The sequence below is a fragment of the Arthrobacter sp. GW460-12-1-14-TSB2 genome (assembly GCF_059423525.1).
On record NZ_JBWKYC010000012.1, the window covers coordinates 1 to 18,573 of the forward strand.

At 66.4% G+C, this 18,573-nt stretch carries 19 protein-coding genes; 12 read left to right on the plus strand and 7 right to left on the minus strand.

Features of this window, described 5'->3' with window-relative positions; genetic code table 11:
- Positions 1–89 precede the first annotated feature (89 nt).
- The 8 genes from AC07YR_RS14585 to AC07YR_RS14620 all read left to right on the plus strand — a co-directional run bounded on the left by AC07YR_RS14585 (position 90) and on the right by AC07YR_RS14620 (position 9,230).
- Positions 90–1,640 carry an amino acid permease gene (locus AC07YR_RS14585; protein ID WP_494734398.1) on the plus strand — a complete coding sequence of 517 codons (1,551 nt, stop codon included), beginning with the start codon at positions 90–92 and terminating at the stop codon, positions 1,638–1,640.
- Between the two features lie 275 nt (positions 1,641–1,915).
- Positions 1,916–2,863, plus strand: a complete 948-nt coding sequence (locus tag AC07YR_RS14590) for an L-lactate dehydrogenase (protein ID WP_055799793.1) — start codon at positions 1,916–1,918, stop codon at positions 2,861–2,863.
- A 74-nt stretch (positions 2,864–2,937) separates the two neighbouring features.
- Positions 2,938–3,456, plus strand: a complete 519-nt coding sequence (locus AC07YR_RS14595; protein ID WP_436059100.1) for a hypothetical protein — start codon at positions 2,938–2,940, stop codon at positions 3,454–3,456.
- Between the two features lie 140 nt (positions 3,457–3,596).
- Entirely contained in the window at positions 3,597–4,223 is a 627-nt protein-coding gene (locus AC07YR_RS14600) for a DUF305 domain-containing protein (RefSeq protein WP_055799799.1), read from the plus strand.
- A gap of 182 nt (positions 4,224–4,405) precedes the next feature.
- Entirely contained in the window at positions 4,406–5,722 is a 1,317-nt protein-coding gene (locus AC07YR_RS14605) for an ATP-binding protein (RefSeq protein WP_436059101.1), read from the plus strand.
- 8 nt (positions 5,723–5,730) lie between these two features.
- Positions 5,731–6,375 carry a transmembrane-type terpene cyclase gene (locus AC07YR_RS14610; RefSeq protein ID WP_436059102.1) on the plus strand — a complete coding sequence of 215 codons (645 nt, stop codon included), beginning with the start codon at positions 5,731–5,733 and terminating at the stop codon, positions 6,373–6,375.
- Between the two features lie 3 nt (positions 6,376–6,378).
- Positions 6,379–7,644: a low temperature requirement protein A gene (locus AC07YR_RS14615; RefSeq protein WP_494734399.1), complete on the plus strand. Its 1,266-nt coding sequence runs from the start codon at positions 6,379–6,381 to the stop codon at positions 7,642–7,644.
- Positions 7,645–7,724: 80 nt separating this feature from the next.
- On the plus strand, positions 7,725–9,230 hold the full coding sequence (locus AC07YR_RS14620; protein ID WP_494734400.1) for a carboxylesterase/lipase family protein: 1,506 nt from the start codon (positions 7,725–7,727) through the stop codon (positions 9,228–9,230).
- Here AC07YR_RS14620 and AC07YR_RS14625 read toward each other — a convergent pair.
- Positions 9,227–9,832 (minus strand): HD domain-containing protein, encoded by a 606-nt coding sequence (locus tag AC07YR_RS14625; RefSeq protein WP_055799812.1) that lies wholly within the window; start codon positions 9,830–9,832, stop codon positions 9,227–9,229. The two genes, AC07YR_RS14620 and AC07YR_RS14625, sit on opposite strands and share 4 nt — an antisense overlap.
- A 17-nt stretch (positions 9,833–9,849) precedes the next feature.
- Positions 9,850–10,764: a tRNA glutamyl-Q(34) synthetase GluQRS gene (gluQRS, locus tag AC07YR_RS14630; protein ID WP_494734401.1), complete on the minus strand. Its 915-nt coding sequence runs from the start codon at positions 10,762–10,764 to the stop codon at positions 9,850–9,852.
- Positions 10,765–11,133: 369 nt separating this feature from the next.
- Here gluQRS and AC07YR_RS14635 point away from each other — a divergent pair, with 369 nt between their 5' ends.
- The 3 genes from AC07YR_RS14635 to AC07YR_RS14645 all read left to right on the plus strand — a co-directional run bounded on the left by AC07YR_RS14635 (position 11,134) and on the right by AC07YR_RS14645 (position 13,858).
- Complete coding sequence (locus AC07YR_RS14635; RefSeq protein ID WP_436059378.1) at positions 11,134–11,592, plus strand: Lrp/AsnC family transcriptional regulator; 459 nt, start codon at positions 11,134–11,136, stop codon at positions 11,590–11,592.
- 95 nt (positions 11,593–11,687) lie between these two features.
- Entirely contained in the window at positions 11,688–13,175 is a 1,488-nt protein-coding gene (locus AC07YR_RS14640) for a WXG100 family type VII secretion target (RefSeq protein ID WP_494734402.1), read from the plus strand.
- On the plus strand, positions 13,172–13,858 hold the full coding sequence (locus AC07YR_RS14645; RefSeq protein WP_494734403.1) for a hypothetical protein: 687 nt from the start codon (positions 13,172–13,174) through the stop codon (positions 13,856–13,858). The genes AC07YR_RS14640 and AC07YR_RS14645 overlap by 4 nt, the downstream gene beginning before the upstream one ends.
- Before the next feature lie 33 nt (positions 13,859–13,891).
- On the opposite strand, the gene AC07YR_RS14650 is transcribed toward AC07YR_RS14645, so the two are convergent.
- Positions 13,892–14,347, minus strand: a complete 456-nt coding sequence (locus AC07YR_RS14650; protein ID WP_082506758.1) for an Lrp/AsnC family transcriptional regulator — start codon at positions 14,345–14,347, stop codon at positions 13,892–13,894.
- A 105-nt stretch (positions 14,348–14,452) separates the two neighbouring features.
- On the opposite strand from AC07YR_RS14650, the gene AC07YR_RS14655 reads away from it, so the two are divergent.
- Positions 14,453–15,118, plus strand: coding sequence for a LysE family translocator (locus AC07YR_RS14655; protein WP_436059107.1), 666 nt, complete (start codon positions 14,453–14,455; stop codon positions 15,116–15,118).
- 21 nt (positions 15,119–15,139) lie between these two features.
- Here the strand turns inward: AC07YR_RS14655 and AC07YR_RS14660 are convergent, their stop codons facing one another.
- From AC07YR_RS14660 to AC07YR_RS14675, 4 genes are all read right to left on the minus strand, one after another.
- On the minus strand, positions 15,140–15,499 hold the full coding sequence (locus tag AC07YR_RS14660) for a nuclear transport factor 2 family protein (RefSeq protein WP_055799824.1): 360 nt from the start codon (positions 15,497–15,499) through the stop codon (positions 15,140–15,142).
- A gap of 76 nt (positions 15,500–15,575) precedes the next feature.
- A complete protein-coding gene (locus AC07YR_RS14665) occupies positions 15,576–16,541 on the minus strand; it encodes a hypothetical protein (RefSeq protein ID WP_494734404.1) in 966 nt (321 codons plus the stop codon).
- 53 nt (positions 16,542–16,594) lie between these two features.
- Positions 16,595–17,095: a DUF456 domain-containing protein gene (locus AC07YR_RS14670; RefSeq protein WP_055799831.1), complete on the minus strand. Its 501-nt coding sequence runs from the start codon at positions 17,093–17,095 to the stop codon at positions 16,595–16,597.
- Positions 17,096–17,246: 151 nt separating this feature from the next.
- On the minus strand, positions 17,247–18,470 hold the full coding sequence (locus AC07YR_RS14675) for an NAD(P)-dependent malic enzyme (RefSeq protein WP_494734405.1): 1,224 nt from the start codon (positions 18,468–18,470) through the stop codon (positions 17,247–17,249).
- Between the last annotated feature and the right edge of the window lie 103 nt (positions 18,471–18,573).

The window sequence follows — 18,573 nt, forward strand, 5'->3', positions numbered from 1 at the left end:
AACTGCTCACCGCCGAGCAACTGGAAGAGCTCCTCAGCCCGCAACGCCTGGCCAACCTCAGCAAGTAGTCCCCCACCTAAGGACCCTTCATGACACAGCCCCAACAGGACACTGCCCAAAAGCAGGCCATCACCGACCACACCATCCCGGCACACGCCCACGCTTCAGAAGCCACCCTCCACCGCGAGGATGAGGGCTACCACAAGGGACTCAAGCCCCGGCAGGTCCAGATGATCGCCATCGGCGGCGCGATCGGTACCGGTCTCTTCATGGGCGCCGGCGGCCGGCTTGCCACCGCCGGACCGGCCCTCATCATCAGCTACGCGGTGTGCGGCTTCTTCGCCTTCATGATCCTGCGCGCCCTCGGCGAGCTTGTGATGCACCGCCCCTCGTCGGGATCGTTCGTTTCCTATGCCCGTGAATTCTTCGGCGAGAAGGCGGCGTTCGTCACCGGCTGGCTGTACTGGCTGAACTGGGCGATGACCGCAATCGTGGACATTACCGCCGTCGCGCTTTACATGAACTTTTTCAAGAAGTACTGGGCACCCATTGCCGACGTTCCGCAGTGGGTGTGGGCGCTGACGGCCCTGATCCTGGTGCTCGGCCTGAACCTGATCTCCGTCAAGGTCTTCGGCGAGCTGGAGTTCTGGTTCGCGCTCATCAAGGTGGTGGCGCTGGTGACCTTCCTGGTGGTGGGCATCTACTTCGTCATCTTCGGCACGCCCGTGGACGGCCAGCAGGTTGGCTTCAGCCTGATCGCGGACAACGGCGGCATGTTCCCCAACGGGCTGCTGCCGGCCATTGTGGTGATGCAGGGCGTGGTGTTCGCCTATGCTTCGATCGAACTGATCGGAACCGCGGCCGGTGAAACCGAGAACCCGGAAAAGATCATGCCCAAGGCCATCAACACGGTGATCTTCCGGATTGCGGTGTTCTACGTCGGCTCCCTGGTGCTCCTCTCCCTGCTCCTGCCGTACACCGCATACAAAGCCGGCGAAAGCCCGTTCGTCACGTTCTTCGGCTCCATCGGCGTCGAAGGCGTGGACGCCATCATGAACCTGGTGGTCCTCACGGCGGCGCTTTCCTCGCTCAACGCCGGCCTGTACTCCACCGGTCGCATCATGCGCTCCATGTCCGTCACCGGCTCCGCTCCGAAGTTCGCGTCCCGCATGAACAAGGCCGGCGTCCCTTACGGCGGTATTGCACTGACCGCGGCGGTGGCCGTCCTCGGTGTGGTGCTCAACGCCATCGTTCCCGCCGAAGCTTTCGAGATTGTCCTGAACGTGGCATCCCTGGGCATCATCAGCACCTGGGCCGTGATTGTGCTGTGCCAGATGCAGCTGGCCCGGCTGGCCAAGCGCGGCGAACTCCTCCGCCCGGCGTTCCGGATGCCCGGCGCCCCCGTGACCGGCTGGATCACGCTGGCGTTCCTGCTGGCAGTGTTGGTCCTGATGGCCTTCGATTCGCCAGTGGGAACCTGGACCATCGCCTCATTGGTGATCGTGATTCCGGCGCTGATGCTGGGCTGGCGTCTCTGCCGGGACCGTGTCCTCGAGCTCGCCGCAGTCCGCGACGGCTTCACCGGCCCGTACCCGCTGGTCGCCAACCGCCCGGGCCCGGGGGCGAAGAACAAGAGCTAAACACATTCCGCTAGCCACGCGTTCCACCGGCGAAGCGTTTCAATAGCGCGAACGGACACTTGCGGCCCTAAAATCCTCGGCTTGACGGGCCGCAAGTGTCCGTTCGCGCTTTGGTGTGGGGCCGCAAGTGTCCGTTCGCGCTTTGGTGTGGGGGCTTAAGTGTCCGTTCGCGCTTTGGTGTGGGGCTGCACCTGACTCGGTAGCATGAAGCCATTGCGTGCAGTTCCACCACCAGCGCGGGTCCTGGCAATCCGGGACCGGGGAAGAGGTAGCTCATGTCAGGATCCAAACTTGCGGTGGTGGGAGCCGGAAGCGTCGGCACCTCACTGGCGTACGCTGCCTTGATCCGGGGTTCGGCCAGCAATATCGCCCTATTCGATGTCAATGCCCTCAAAGCGGAGGCGGAGGTCCTGGACCTCGCCCACGGCACGCAGTTCGCCGCGGCGGCCGCCACCGTCACCGGCGGCGGAGACATCGCCGTGACTGAAGGCGCCGACGTCGTGGTGATCACGGCCGGCGCCAAACAGGCGCCGGGCCAGACGCGCCTGGACCTGGCCGGAACGAACGTCCGCATCCTCGAACAGCTCATGCCGCAACTGCTCCAGCATGCCCCGGACGCGGTCTATGTCCTGGTCACCAACCCCTGCGACGTTCTCACCGTGGCGGCGCAACAGATCTCGGGGCTGCCGCCGGAACGTGTCTTCTCCTCCGGCACCGTGCTGGATACGTCGCGGCTGCGCTGGCTGCTGGCCCGCCGTGCCGGCGTCTCCGTGGCCAGTGTCCACGCCAGCATGGTGGGCGAGCACGGCGACACGGAGTTCCCGGTGTGGTCCGGCGCCACGATCGGCCCGGTCCCCATCCGGGACTGGGAAGTGGACGGCGAACGGGTCTTCACCGCGGATTACCTCACCGAGACAGCCCGCGAAGTGACGCAGGCGGCCTACAAGGTCATCGCCGGCAAGGGGGCCACCAACTACGCGATCGGTCTCTCCGGTGCGCGCATCGTGGAAGCCCTGCTCCGGGACGAGAACGCCGTGCTGCCCGTTTCCACCGTCCTGGACGGCCCCTACGGAATCTCCGGCGTGGCGTTGTCCCTTCCCAGCATCGTGGGGCGCGGCGGCGTGCACCGCGTGCTTCACACGCCCATGGACGACGGCGAACTGGCGGCTCTGCAGCATTCGGCAGACACGCTGCGGAACACAATGGGTACGCTGGGAATCTAAGGGCCGCACCCTTCGTTGAACGGTGCGGACACTACAGCCGCACTGCACGCGGTACCAAGGGAAGGGAGAACGCTGTGCCTCAATTTGCCGGTTCCCTGTCCCTCCCTGTGAGTCGTCGGCTTCGGGCCGCCCTGATTCTTGGCGTCCTCGCAATCCTGGCCGGATTCATCGGCATGCACGTCATAGCGTCCGCGCACACCCAGCACGGCCCGGGCGCCCTGGCAGCCTCTCCCGCCGGCGCCCACGCAACCCACGCCGCGGCACCGAGTGCAACGGCGCATGTGGCGCCCGATGCCATGGCGGACGGCACAGTTCACGCCGCAGCCTTGGATCCGGCGTCCGCCCGGCCCATGGGCAGCAGCGCACCGGAGCCGCCGCCGTCATGCGTCTCCACCGGCGAAACCGGTGACAGGGCTGCCCCGCACGCAAGCTGCATTCCCGCACCGGCCACCGCGGTCCTGTCAGCGCCGCCCCCCGGCACCACATCTTTCACCGGTCCGGAACCCTCCGTGGACACCGGCCGGGTGCTGCACGCGTACACACACCTGCCCGACAGTCCAACGCCCGGCGAACTCTCGATTAGCCGGACGTAAACCGGGAGCTGCACCGTGACGCTTCCGGTGCTTCCACCTGCCCGCTGGATGCCTGTTCCCCGCGTTGAACCCCCGCGCACCGAAGCCAGGCAGCCGCCCCTCCCGGCACCCATGCCGGATTCCCGAAGGACACCATTTACATGAAGAAGCCAATCACTCTTTCAGCCGCTGCCCTGGCCGCGGTCATCACACTCGCCGGTTGCGGCTCGAATGCCACCACCGGCTCCTCAACGATGCCCGCGGACCACGGGGCCATGAGCTCCAGTTCCGCGCCAGCCGGCAGCCCTGACTCCATGGGCCACAACTCCGCGGACACGCTATTCACCCAGTCCATGATTCCGCACCACGCACAGGCCGTGGAAATGAGCGCCATGATGCTCGGCAAGCAGGGCGTCAACCCGGCCGTCACGGAGCTGGCCACCAAAATAAAGGCCGCACAGGGCCCGGAAATCGACCAGATGAACGGCTGGCTCAAGGGCTGGAACGAACCCACCGCCATGGCCGGGCACGGCGAAGCAGGCCACAGTATGTCCGGCATGATGAGCGACGACGACCTCAAGGCACTCGACGCCGCACAGGGCAAGGAAGCTGACAAGCTGTTCCTCACCCAGATGATTGCGCACCACGAGGGCGCCGTGCAGATGGCAAAGGCCGAAATAGCCGACGGGCAGAACAGCGACGCCGTGAAGCTCGCCCAAGGAATCGTTACCGCCCAGGAGTCCGAAATCAAGGAAATGAAGGAGCTGCTGGCCACCGCGGCTCAGTAGCGGCGGAGTCGGCGACGGGCCGCAAGTGTCTGTGAGCGCTGTAGGAGCGGCGGATAGGTGCGGTAGCCGGGTTGCGGCGGCGTAATGCAACGCCGCCGCAACCCTGCGGAGCGCCGGTTCGCATATGCTCAGCTGAGAAGTTCACGCTGGCTCAACGACGAACCACCACAGGAGAAACGCTCATGACCACCTGGCGGATCAGGGATTTCCATTCGGCCGACCTTGACGGCATCCTGCACCTCTGGGAATCGCTCAAGGCCACCAACGTGGAGCCCGTCTACGCGCTCTCCGAAGTCCTGGCCTCCTGCGAAAAGGACCACGCCGTGGTGGCGGTGCAGGGCGATATGGTGGTGGGCGCCGCCGTCGGTCGCGCCGCGCACGACCAGGGCTGGATCGTTTTCCTGGCCACACTCCCCGAATACCGCGGACGCGGGATCGGCACCTCGCTGCTGGCCGCCGTCGAAAACCGGATGGCCCCGCACGGGCTGAACAAGCTGTCCGCGCTGATGCCGGAGTCCGAAACCCGGGTGGAGGCCTTCCTCGGCCGGGGCTTCGTGCTCAAGAAAAACCTGCGCTACTTCGAACGGACCATCCCGGTCCAGCGCCAGGAGCTCGAACCCCTGGGCCTCCTTGGCGGCCGCATCCTGGCCCGCGACCTCTGGGAGAACGTGGCCGGCATGCGCAACGAAAAGGAACTGCTGGAACGCCGTCTGGTGCTCCCCCTTGCCGAGGCGGACCTGGCGGACGAATTCGGCGTGGTGCCGCCCCGCGCCGTCGTCCTCTTCGGCCCTCCCGGCACCGGCAAGACAACGTTCGCGAAGGCCATCGCGTCCCGGCTCGAATGGCCCTTCGTGGAAGTATTCCCCTCCCGGCTCGCGGCCGACCCCAAGGGCCTGGCCGGAGCCCTCAGGGAAACCTTCCTGGAGATCGCCGAGCTGGAACATGCCGTTGTATTCATAGACGAGGTGGAGGAGATTGCGTCCCAGCGCTCTGGCGAGCCGCCGTCGCCGCTCCAAGGCGTCACCAACGAGCTCCTGAAAATCATCCCGGCCTTCCGCGAGCAGCCCGGCCGCCTGCTGGTCTGCGCCACCAACTTCATCCGCGCCCTGGACACTGCCTTCCTGCGCCACGGCCGGTTCGACTACGTGATCCCCATCGGCCTGCCCGACCGCCAGGCCCGGGAGGCCATGTGGCAGCGGTTCATTCCAGCTGCCGTGGTGGACGACGTGGACGTGGAGCTGCTGGTGGACCGCACCGAGGGCTTCTCCCCCGCGGACATTGAGTACGCCGCCCGGAGCGCCTCCCAGCGTGCCCTGGAAAAGGCAGTGTACGACGACGGCGGGCTGGCATCCGGGGGCACCGCGTCAGTCCGCGAGGCGGTCCGAAAGGGTCCCGCCACGCAGGACTATCTCGACGCGATTGCGGACACCCGGACCACGGTGAGCAAGGAGGTCCACCAGGACTTCCTTGAGGACATCGACTCGCTGGGCCGGGTGTAACAGCCGGCTTGATTCTGTTCCTCACGGTTGTCAGCGGCATCGCCTGGACGGCGGTGTACGTCGAGGCAATCCGGATCGGATTCCGGGACCGGAGTTATTCGATCCCGGCGGCAGCCTTGGCATTGAACTTCGCGTGGGAAGCCATTTATGCCTCGCGTTCCGTGGCAACCGCGCTGTCCGTCCAGGGTGTGTTCAATATCGTGTGGGCGCTGGCGGACGTTGCCATCCTGTACACGTTCTTCAGGTTCGGCCGGGCCGAGCTCCCAGCGTGGGTGACGCGGAAACTCTTCCTGGCCTGGGCCCTGCTCCTGGGGGTCACCGCCCTTGCCGTGCAGCTGCTGTTTGTCGCGGAGTTCGGCTGGGACGCGGCTCCGCGCTACTCGGCGTTCCTGCAGAACCTGCTGATGTCCGGGTTGTTCATCGCCATGTTCGTCGCCCGCGGCGGCGCCAGGGGCCAGTCCCTGCTCATCGCCGTCGCCAAATGGATCGGAACACTGGCGCCCACTATCGTGTTCGGCTGGTACACCTATTCGCCCCTGATTCTGGGCGTCGGCGCCCTCTGCAGCGTCTTCGACCTCGTGTACATCGGCTTGATGCTGCGGACGCGGACCGGGCGGTCTGGAGCCGCTGCCGTTCCCGCCGGTACTCTTTGAGCCATGTCCAACAATCCCCTCCGGCATGCCATGGCCCGCATGGGCGGCCGCGACCCGCATGAGCAGCACCGGGCAGCCACCCCGCTGGAGCTGTTTTTCGACCTCACCTTTGTCATTGCGTTCGGAGTGGCCGGAAGCCAGTTCGCCCACGAGATTGCCGAGGCCCACTTCGGTGCAGGGCTGCTGGGGTTCTCCTTCACGATGTTTGCCGTGATCTGGGCGTGGATCAACTTCACCTGGTTCGCCAGCGCGTACGACACCGACGACTGGGTCTTCCGGGTGGTCACCATGATCCAGCTGCTTGGCGTGCTGATTCTGACCATGGGCATCGAACCCCTCTTCCACTCGCTGGTGGAAGGCACCCATGTGGACAACGCCGTGATCGTGGGCGGCTACGTGATCATGCGCCTGGCCCTGGTGTTCCAGTGGCTGCGTGCGGCGCGGCAGGACCCGGCCCGCCGCCAGACCTGCCTGCGCTACGCAACCTACCTTGGGGTGGTGCAGCTCGGCTGGATCGCGGTGCTGATCATCCAGGCGGACCTGCTCACCACCATTCTGATGACCGTGCCCCTGTACGTGCTGGAAATGGCGACGCCGTACGTGGCCGAGCGCTCCATGCGGACGCCGTGGCACGCGCACCACATTGCCGAGCGCTACGGCCTGCTGGCCATCATTGCCCTCGGCGAATGCCTGATCGGCGCGATCGAAACGCTCCGCGCCATCGTGTCCAATCACGGCTGGAGCGCGGACGCGGCTCTGGTGGGCTTCGGCGGAACGGCACTGGCGTTCGGTATGTGGTGGATCTACTTCATCCTGCCCGCCGGCCGGGCCCTGCACCTCCAGCGGCACCGCTCCTTCTTCTTCGGCTACGGGCATATCCCCATCTTCGCGGCCATCGCGGCAACAGGCGCAGGCCTGCACGTGGCGGCCTATTACATCGACCACGAGGCACACATCGGCGCCGCCTTGGCCGTGGCCAGCATCGCCGTGCCCGTGGCCATTTTCAAGGCCTCGCTTACGGCGATGTTCAGCGTGATGATCTGCGTGGACCGCACCGTCATTGCCGTGGCCGCGGGCGTCCTCGCGGCGCTGGCCGGCAGCGTGGGGCTCGCCGCCGCCGGGGTCTCGGTGCCCGTCTGCCTGCTGGTGATCGTGCTGGCGCTGGGCGTTTCGATTGTCATTGACGAGAAGCGCGGCACCCACAGGATGAACGCAGCGCTGGAGCAGATGGAACGGGCGGTCTCGACAGGCTCCACCCCCAAGGAGTGACCTTCGGCCCTTCAACTGCACCGCCGCTGCTGCCAGAGTGACACTGGGGCGGGAAGCCCCCGCCCGTGAAGGTGGCTAGCATGAACACTGTCGTCACGACCACACATGGCCAGCTGCGCGGCAGCGTCGAGGACGGCGTGCACCGTTTCCTGGGCATTCCGTACGCCGCGCCCGCGTCCGGAGCGAACCGGCTCCGTCCGCCGCGGCCCGTCCAGCCCTGGACAGAAGTCCGCGACGCCACCCACTACGGCGCAGCTCCCTTCCAGCTGTCTCCCCCGGAAAGTGCCGGCACGGAATGGGACACTGAGCTGGCCGGCGAGGATTGCCTGAACCTCAACGTCTGGACACCGGACCCGGGCAGCGCCGGCCTGCCGGTGATGGTGTGGATCCAGGGCGGCGCGTTCGAAATCGGCTCGACCGCGGCCTACGACGGCCGGAACTTCGCCCGGGACGGCGTCGTATGTGTGGTGATCAACTGGCGGGTGGGCGCGGACGGTTTCCTGGACCTTGGTGACGGGCAGGCCAACGTCGGTCTCCTCGACCAGGTCGCTGCCCTGGAGTGGGTCCGCGGGAACATCGCAGCTTTCGGGGGTGATCCCGGCAACGTCACTGTCTTTGGCCAGTCAGCGGGTGCCATGAGCATCGGCGTCCTTCTCTCGATGCCGCGCGCCGAGGGCCTGTTCCGGCGGGCCATCCTGCAGAGCGGCGCAGCCCACCATGCGATCCCCACCGAGACCGCCCAGAGAATCGGCGGGTACCTTGCCGAGAAGCTGGGGGTTCCGCCGACCCGGGAGGCGATGGCAGCGGTACCCGCTCAGCGGTTCCTCGCGGCACAGGCGGAGTTGAAGGCGGATCTCTTTGCCGGCCCGGACCCCGCGCGCTGGGGACAACAGGTGGTCTCCGGCTCGATGCTCTGGCAGCCGACAATCGACGGCGACGTCATCCCCCGCAGCCCCATCGAACGGATCGCTGCCGGCGCCGGGTCCACGGTGGACGTCGTGGTCGGCACCAATACCGAGGACTGGAAGCTGTTCCTCGCCATCACCGGTGTCATCGCGAAGGTCACGGAGCAGGACCTGGTGGAATCGAGGAGCGTGGACGGCTTCCCGCCCATTGCGGCATACGGGCTTCCCGCCGAGACGGCATACCGCGAGTACCGCTCGCACTATCCGGACAGTGCTCCCGGCGACGTGCTCGCCGCTGTGGAAACGGACTGGTGGGTGCGGATTCCGGCACTCAGCCTGGCCGATGCCCACGTGACGTCGGCGACTTCAGCGCGTACTTTCATGTACGAGTTCGCCTGGCCAGCGCCCGGCCTCGGCGCAGTCCATGCCGTGGAAGTGCCGTTCGTCTTCGACACCCTGGACACGCACTCGAGGTTGTTCGGACCGTTGCTCGGGGCAGAACCGCCGCAGGAACTGGCTGATGCCATGCACGCCGCCTGGGTTTCGTTCGCCGCCACCGGCGATCCCGGCTGGCCGGGCTACGACCTCGAGCGCAGGACCACCATGCTCTTCAATACCGATTCCCGCGTGGTGTACGACCCCCGGGCCTGGGAGCGCGAGCTGTGGGAGGGCATCCGCTAGGACTCGTAGGAGAGGTTCTCGTAGTCGGTATCGTCCGCCTCGTCCAGGCGGTCGTCCAGTTCCTCGAGCAGCCAGGGGTTCACCCGCGCCAGGATCTTGCGGACTTCTTCGACGGGGACGGCGTCGTAGAGCACCGGCCTGGCTTCGTCGTAGCGGGTCACCGGCGGCTTGTCCGGCCACTTTTCAGCCAGGGCCTTGACGCGCTCCGGCAGTGAGTTGTGCGCGTTGTCCGCGATCTTGACCAGCGTGGCGTCGTGATCCTCGGCAATGAACCGGATGCCGGCCTGGTAATCGTCCGGGTTGTCGTGCAGCCGCTTGGTGACACGCTCGATGATGCCCACCGCGCGCTCGGAGACGCCCATATCCAGCAGTGCCTGCCGGGTGATCGGGGTGTCCTCAGCAATATCGTGCAGGTAGCCGGCAATCCGGATGTCGTCGTCGAAATCCGCCAGGGCATCCCCGACGGCGAGGACATGTTCGCGGTACGGCCGCTTGAGCTTGTCCTTCTGACGGTTGTGCGCCACTTCGGCGAGGACCTTCGCCGTCTCAACAGTGAATCGTGGCTGGGGGACGCTTGCGTCCGTGGTTCCTGTGTCTGGCATGGCTCCAGCCTACGCGCCTAGGCACCTGTGGCTTTGCCCATGCCCGTGCCCGGAACACCGGGCCACACCCACGGCTCCCGCGGCAGCGCCGACGGATCAAAGGATTGCAGGACCCGCGGCAGCGGTCCCGGCGGGAGCCCGAGCGATTCGAGAAGGATGTCCCGAACCCGGCTGGCGTCCAGTCCGGCGTCGGCCAGGTCGGCCAGCGTTACGGCTCCGTCGCGCTTGGCCAGCCGGGCGCCGTCGGCATTCACTACCAGCGGCACGTGAACATATTCCGGGACGGGAATATTCAACAGCGAAGCCAGGTATGCCTGCCGGGGCGTGGACGGCAGCAGATCGTCCCCGCGGACCACCTGGTCAATACCCTGCGCGGCGTCGTCCACCACCACCGCCAGGTTGTAGGCAGTCACCCCGTCATTGCGGCGGAGCACAAAGTCGTCCACCACGCCCGTGTAGGTTCCGTGCAGCCGGTCCTCCACCGTCCAGTCGGTGACAGCCGAACGCAGCCGGATGGCGGCGGGCCGGATGGTCCTTTTGAACTCCCGTTCGGCCGGGTCAAGGTTCCGGCACGTCCCCGGGTAGGCGCCCTGCGGGGCGTGCGGCGCGGACGGCGCCTCCTGGATTTCACGCCGGGTGCAGAAACATTCATACGTCAGCCCTGCGCCAGCCAGTCCACGGATCGCCTCCGCATACAGCGGCCCGCGTTCGGTCTGGCGCACGACGCCGCCGTCCCAGGTCACGCCAATGGCTGCCAGATCGCGGAGCTGCTCCGCCTCAGCACCCGCTCGGGCGCGGTCCAGGTCCTCCACGCGCATCAGGAACCGCCGGCCGGTGGAGCGGGCAAACAGCCACGCGAGGATCGCCGTCCTGAGGTTTCCGACATGGAGTTCGCCGGAAGGGCTCGGGGCAAAGCGGCCGGCTGAAGTCATGGCACCAGCCTAGGCGTTTTGACCATGGAGGTTAGTGGCGCCCCGGACAACACACGTGCAAACAACACAAGAGCCCCTCAGCTACCGATGACTTCGGGGATCCGACGTCGGGAGCTCAGGGGCTCTTGCCGTGTTTGCGGAAAGACGATGCGTGAACAAGTGTCAATCAGCGGCGGCCTCCTTGCGGGAAACCTGTTCCAGGGACCGGGTGGTGTACCGGGGGTCCTGTAGCCTGCGGGATCCGGCGGTAGCCTGCGTCCCTTTGTTGCCATCATTTCAGCAGAAGACCTACAGTAGGCGCAACGAGCATGCGCTTCACTGGTCAGACTGATCAGTCGTCAGCGCGCCATCAGGCAGGAAGTGATCAGATTGCAGGAACTGGATCCGACGGACCGGCGGATTCTAGCCGCACTGGACGACGACCCCCGCATGCCCATCATGGTGCTGGCGCAGAAGCTGGGCCTGGCGCGCGGAACTGTGCAGTCGCGCCTGGAGCGCATGACGGCGTCGGGCGCCCTCCGCCCCAACAGCAGCCGCGTACTGCCCTCGGCCCTGGGCCGCGGCGTGGCCGCGGCAGTGAGCGCTGAACTGGACCAGAGCCACCTGAACGAAGCCATCGCCGCACTGCGCAAGATCCCCGAAGTCCTGGAATGCCATGCCCCGGCCGGCGACACCGACCTCCTCATCCGCGTGGTGGCCAAGAGCCCGGACGACCTCTACCGCGTGTCCGAGGAGATCCGCCTCTGCCCCGGCATCGTCCGCACATCCACCAGCATGTTCCTGCGCGAAGTCATCCCGTACCGAACCACCGGACTGCTGGACGCCTGACCCCGCGCTGCGGAGTACCCGCTCCAGGGGACTTCTCCCCATCGCCGCCTCCAGCACGAGGCATTAGGCTGGCGTGGACTTCAACAGGGGGAAATGTGGCGGGGAACTTCTACGGTGCGGACGTCGCACAGCTACGTCAGCTCGCGAAAGACTTGGCGAAAGGTGCCAGCCGGCTGGACCAGCTGGGCCAACAGTTGGGCAGCTCCATCGCCTCCAGCCCGTGGAAGGGCAACGACGGCGACCGCTTCCGCAGCGATTGGAAGGGAGCCCATACGAAGGCGCTCCGGGAAGCTGCCGCGGGGATCCAGAACGCTTCCAAAGCCCTGCAGCGGAACGCCGACCAGCAGGAGCAGGCCAGCACCGGTTCAGCGGGCGGCGGCAACGGCGGCTCCGGCGGCGGCAACCCGCCGGCGGACCGCGCCGCGCAGGAACTGACGGACAAGCTCAACGGCATGACGCCGGCGGAACGCCAGGACTACCTGAAAAGCGATGAATTCAAGCAGTGGGCGCTGGCCCACCCGGACACCGCAAAGTCCGCCCTGGACGCTGCCGCCGACGCGGGACTGATCGAGAAGACTTCGCCGGAATATTCGGCGTTCCTCACCGACTACTGGAACCAGCAGGCCATGCGGGACATGGGAATCGATCCCGCTGACTGGGATACGTCCAAGGGCACGGAGTACAACTGGGAGACCATCAAGAAGGTCTACGACTTCTACGGGCAGGCCTACCTGTCCAACCCGGACCTGCAGTGGGCCGGGATGGCCAACATGATCGGCCCGTCGTTCGCCGGCGGATTCAAGGACATGGCCGTGATGCGGGACCTCGCACAGCAGATCGCCGACAACCCGGCGTCGGACATTCCGCTGCCGATGCTGGACCAGATCGAACAACTGGCCGGCATGACCGACCAGGAGATCAAGTTCTACGAGACCAGCATGCTGGACATGAACAAGGAGATCTTCCTGGACCAGGCCCGGCAGCACCAGGCCTACATGGACGGTGGCCTGGACGAGATCAACCGCCTCCGCGACTCCGGTGCGATCGACCACCCGACGGCACGCGCCTGGGCCCAGGTCGATTCCGGCGACCCTGCGCAGGTGCAGGCAGGCAACACCACGCTCCTGAACCGGGAGCAGAACGAAATCATTGCAGACGACTACGACACCATGCGCAGCCACCCGGGCGGGGAGGCCGTGACCTACATGGTGACACTGGCCGGTGAACCGTCCATCCCCGGCGCCAGGAGTTACCCCGAGGTGTTCCCGTACAAGTTCAGCGTGGAAAGTCCGGGGCCGGAAAACGTGCCTTTCACCAACTGGGACAACCCCACGCAGTTCCGCACGGACTTCACCACCGGCTTCCCCGATGGGAACATCGCCAATGCCGATCAGCGCTGGGAGCTCATCAAGCAGGACACCCTGCCGGCCTACCAAAACCTGCTGGCCACTGACCCGGCGGGGGCCCGGCAGATCATCGGCTCGGATTTCAACGACCGGGTGGACCAGTACCGTCCCACCAACAATATTCCGGGCATCATGGACCGCTTTGTCTCCGGCTTCGACGCCGAGGTGCACCAGTGATTCCCGCGCTTCCGTCTGTCCGCCCGCGCCTTAGGCGGCAGGCCGCCGTCGTCCGCCGCGTCCTGCCCGTGTTGGGCCTGGCCGGAAGCCTTGCCCTCACCGGCTGCCAGATCAGCAGCCCCAACGCCACCGAACCGACGTCCGCCGCATCATCTTCTGCAGGGAGCACCGTGAGCACCTCCGAATTTTCCACCCTCGACGCCGCCGGAGTGGACCAGATCCGCGCCACCAAAACCGCGCGGCTGGACATGAGTTCGGGTTCGTTGAAAAAGGCTGACGTGCGGGTTACCGAGGACAGCTACGGTCCGGAAATCAACACCCGCAACTCGGGCAAGATCGCGCTGACGATTGTGGCGCCCAATGGCGAGATCGCGGGCGAAACGGATCGGATCCGGTTCAACACCACGGACCAGAGCCCCGACTTCAGTGAAGTGACCTACTTCCTCACCGCCGATTCGGCGGCTGAGTACTTCGGCCTGATCCGCGACGGCGTACAGCGCTACGGAATCGACGGCGGCTCCGCTGAGCGGTGGATTTCATCGACTGAGAAGGACCCTGAAGGGAAGAGCGATTTTTCCATCACTCCGGGGACGTCCACCGGGCTGGAGGTCAACTACGACCTCCGGTACGACGGCGCCAAGGACACCCAGGTGATCATCGTCCACGTCAGCCCGGCAGCCTGACTGGCCGGCTGCAGCTAGACGGCAGGACCCAGCCTAAACCGGCGGACCGGCGTTCGATTTCAGGTTCTTCATCACCAGGGTTGATGTGAGTCGCTCGACGCCGGGCAGCGACGTGAGCTCGGAGTCGTAGAAGCGCTGGTATGCGGGCAGGTCCTCGGCGATGACCTTCAGGAGGTAGTCCGGCGAGCCGAACAGCCGCTGCGCCTCCACGATGTTGGGATTGTCCGCCACGCGGTTCTCGAAGATCTCCATGGTGGGCCGGTCCACCTGCCGCAGCGTCACAAAAACGATGGCCTCAAAGCCGAGCCCGACGGCGGCCGGGTCGATGTCCGCGCGGTAGCCGCGGATCACCCCTGATGACTCCAGGTCCCGCAGCCGCCGGTGGCACGGCGCGACCGTCAATCCCACCTTTGCCGCAAGGGCGGTGGCAGTCATCCGGCCATCCGTTTTCAGGTGGCGCAAGATATTTCTGTCAATGTGGTCAATCACGCAATTATCTTACCCACCGGCGGCATTTCCTGAGTAAATCAGGGAACACTTGTTGCGGCTAATTGCCTAGAGTTTCTCCTATCAGCACACCGTAGGAGGCCGCCCGTGAATTCCCAGTTATTCCTCGCTTTCCTGGTGGTTGCCGGCGCCCTGGCCTGCACCCCCGGAGTGGACTGGGCCTACTCCATTGCGGCGGGCCTGAAACAGCGCAGTTTTGTCCCCGCCGTGGCCGGACTGTGCAGCGGCTACGTCCTGCACACGGTGCTCATGGTGGCGGGACTTGCCGCCTTGCTGGCCGGTGCGCCCGGCGTACTTGGCTGGCTGACCGTGGCGGGGGCGGCCTACCTGCTGTGGCTGGGCTTCGGCACCATCCGGTCGTGGCGCGGCGCCAGTTTCGGCCCCGGAGCGGCCGCCGCGGGCGACTCCAAACAAACGGAATCCAACCAGTTCCGCACCTTCCTGCAGGGCGTCGGCACCAGCGGGATCAACCCCAAGGGGCTGCTGTTCTTCGTGGCGCTGGTTCCCCAGTTTGTCAGCCCGGAAGCGTCTTTGCCGGTACCGGTGCAGTCCGGGCTGCTGGGCCTGACCTTCGTCCTGCTGGCCGGTGTGGTGTACACGTGCGTTGCCCTGCTCTCCAGGAAGCTGCTGCACTCACGGCCCGGGGCTGCCCGGCGGGTGACCCTTGCCAGCGGGATCATCATGGTGGCGCTGGGCACCGTCCTGCTGTCCGAGCAGCTCATTCCGGTGGTGGCCGGGATCGCCTGGCAGTAGCAATAGCACCGGCCGGCGCCCTCAGACCTTTCGTTCCATGAACCACTCGGTGAAGGCGGAAGCGCGTCCGTCCGGGCCGAGCCGGACCACCCACAGGTTCTCGTAGCTGGGACGGTCACCCAGGTAGTTTGTGCGGCCTTGAACGAAATGCAGGTCACCGTCCGAGCCGAGCGGCGACCATTCGAAGGTCCACTCCTCCGGCTCGTCAGCCTCGGTCAGCCAGTGTTCCACGATCTGTTCATGCCCGCGCCACGCGTTCGGATCGTAGGGCCGGGTGGCGTAGACGGCGTCCTCGGTGAAGAGGGCGCGGATATCGTCCGGCTTGTTGGTGGTCCACGCCGTGATGTACTTTTCCATCCACTGCCTGATTGCATCGCTCATTGGTCCGTTGTACCGCGGCCTGCCATTGCCCACAAGGGCCTCCGGCGCCGGGCCTGCCGGACCCGGACGAGGAGCTCTATTCCCGGTCCAACTGCTTCCATTCCTGTTCCCAGAGCCTGCGCTCCTCGACGTCCTTGCGGATGACTTCGAAGGTCTCGAGTTCGGCCGGCCGGCCCCGCAGCCAGTCCCGCGGATTGAGTGACTTGCGGCCGTTGTCCAGCAGCAGGAGGGCGCGGTCGGTCATGGCGTCGTTCCGCAGCGCCAGATGGGTCTTGCGGCGCCGCAGGACTTCCTTGAGGGCCGCCTGGGCAGCGGCGCTGGCCCCAAGCCGCCGGAGTGAACGGGCGCGCACCAGGAGCAGCGCGGCAGAGAGGTCATCGGAGTTGAGGAGCCCTTCCGTCCACACCGCCACCTCCTTGTCGCGTCCCAGCGCATGGGCCAGCGAGCAGCGCGCCAGGGCCGCAGGCAGCGACGGCGGAAGCGACGCCACGGTTTGCAGCGCCGTCTCAAGGTGGCCCGTTTCCCGAAGCGAGTGCGACAGCGCCAGGAACACGGCCTCTTCACTGAAGAGCACCGGAACCTCGATGCGTTCGGCGACTTCAACCCGGGTGACCACGCGGGTCAGGTAGCCCGACGCGAACTGGTTGGCGTCGTCGTCGTTCCTGGTAGTGAGGCCCCGCTGCAGGAGCTCGGAGGCGCGCAGGTAGCCGCCCTGTTTGTAGGCGAGGAGCCCGGCCATGACGTAGCAAAGCCCGGCCCAGCCGGGATAGGCCCGGCCGGCGGCGATCAGCCGGTTGGGATCGGCGTTGTGGAAGATCGCCTCGTATACAGTTTTGGCGGCCTTCCCGGGGAGCCGCTTCATGCGGGGGACGGGGCCATCCACGCTGAGCAGCGCAGCATTGCGGCCGCCCAGGGCGCTGTGCAGGATCCCGCCCACTCCGTCTGCGATGTCACGCACCGGCGTGCGGACCAGCGCGTCGCCGAACGGGGTGAGGTCGCGCTGGTCGCGATAGATCGGTCCTGAGGTCTGTCCGGCGCTCATTCTTCCATGCTAGTGGTGCACGCTTGGCGGCTGCTGGGAGGGCCTCCGCGCAGCTAGCTGGCTGCGGCCACCCAGACACCGATCACCCAGGTGCTCGCGGCCAAGCAGGCCAGGCCGAACTCCACCAGCATGCCCAGCCCGGTAGCTTTCAGGGCGGCCCAGCTGGTTGTCATGGCGGTGCGGAAATCGCGGGTGCGGTGGGATTCGCTGAGCAGCAAACCGGCGGCGAACCCTACAAAGAGGCCCACTACCGGGATGAGGAACATGCCCACCACCCCAAAAACGAGACCCGCCACCACGCTGCGGCTGGGGATGCGGTGTTCCCTGAGTTTGCGTCCCGTCAGGACGGCGCTGGCCGCCATTCCCGCCAGCACGAACACCAGTCCGATTCCGAAGACCACCCAGCCGGCCGTTCCGGCGCCGCCCCAGATGGCCCAGGCGAGCAGGCTCAGTCCGATGAGGATGCTGCCCGGCAGCACGGGGATAACGGTGCCGGCTACACCCACCACGATGGCAAGGCCGCAGAGGACAGTCACAAGGATCTCGGGGTTCATGCCCCAAGTCTAGGGTTGCCCGGCGAGGGTTCCCGGCATGGGTTGCCTCCGGGGGCTGCCCGGGCTAGGCGCTATCACATACGACGACGGCGGCGCCTCCCCAGCACGGGAGGCACCGCCGTCGAACTTCCTGGCGGAGTGTGCTCCGCGGTTACTCGGCTTCGACCGCTGCGGCGACAGCGGCGGAAACGGCCGGGGCGACGCGCGGATCCAGCGGGCTGGGCACGATGTAGTCGGCGGACAGCTCAGGCTCGGCCAACGCAGCGATGGCGCGTGCCGCGGCGAGCTTCATGGCGGGAGTGATCCGACGGGCACCGGCATCCAGCGCGCCCCGGAAGATTCCCGGGAAGGCCAGCACATTGTTGATCTGGTTGGGGAAGTCGCTGCGCCCGGTGGCCACCACGGCGGCGTAGCGGGAGGCGACCTCGGGCAGGACTTCGGGGTCCGGGTTGGACAGCGCGAACACGATGGAGCTGTGGTTCATGAGCTTCAGGTGCTCCTCGGCGAGCTGCGAGGAGGAGACACCGATGAACACGTCGGCGCCGAGCAGGGCCTCGCCCGGGCCGCCCGTGATGCCGCGCGGGTTGCTGCGCTGCGCCATCTGGGCCTTCTTGCTGGCGGGGTCGGCGGCGATGTCCGCACGGTCCTTGTTGATGACGCCGCGCGAATCCAGCAGGACGACGTCCCGGATACCGGCGGTCAGCAGGATTTCGGCGACGGCGATGCCTGCGGCACCCGCACCGGAAACCACGACGCGGAGTCCTTCAAGTTCGCGGCCGGCCACCTTTGCGGCGCCGGTCAGCGCGGCGAGGACCACGACGGCGGTGCCGTGCTGGTCGTCGTGCATCACCGGGCAGTCCAAGGCTTCGATGAGCTTTTCCTCGAGCTCGAAGCAGCGCGGGGCGGAGATGTCCTCAAGGTTCACGGCACCGAAGGAGGGGCGCAGGCGGACCAGGGTTTCCACGATTTCGTCCACGTCGGTGGTGTTGAGGACCAGCGGGATGGAGTCCAGGTCGCCGAAGGACTTGAACAGCGCGGACTTGCCTTCCATAACAGGCAGGGACGCGCTGGCGCCGATGTTGCCGAGGCCCAGCACGGCGGTGCCGTCGCTGACCACAACCACCAGGCGCTGGGCCCAGGTGAGGGTCTTGGCAAGCTCCGGGTCGGCGTGGATGGCGCGGCTGACCTGGGCAACGCCCGGCGTGTAGGCAATGGAAAGATCGCGCTTGCTGGCCAGCGGGACCGTGCTGGAGATGGACAGCTTGCCGCCCTGGTGGGCCTCGAAGATCTCCTGGTCGGTCAGTACGGTCGACTGCTCGGCGGAGGCGGAACCGGCGGAAATGCCGTCAGCGGGAGTGATGGTTTCAGTGGACACTTCGTTGTCTCCTGGGGCTAGCCGTGGGCGCACGGCACAGATGAGGCTCAAGCACATAGGAGGCTCAAGATGGGCTGGCTGGAACTTCTGCGGCCCAAGGGAT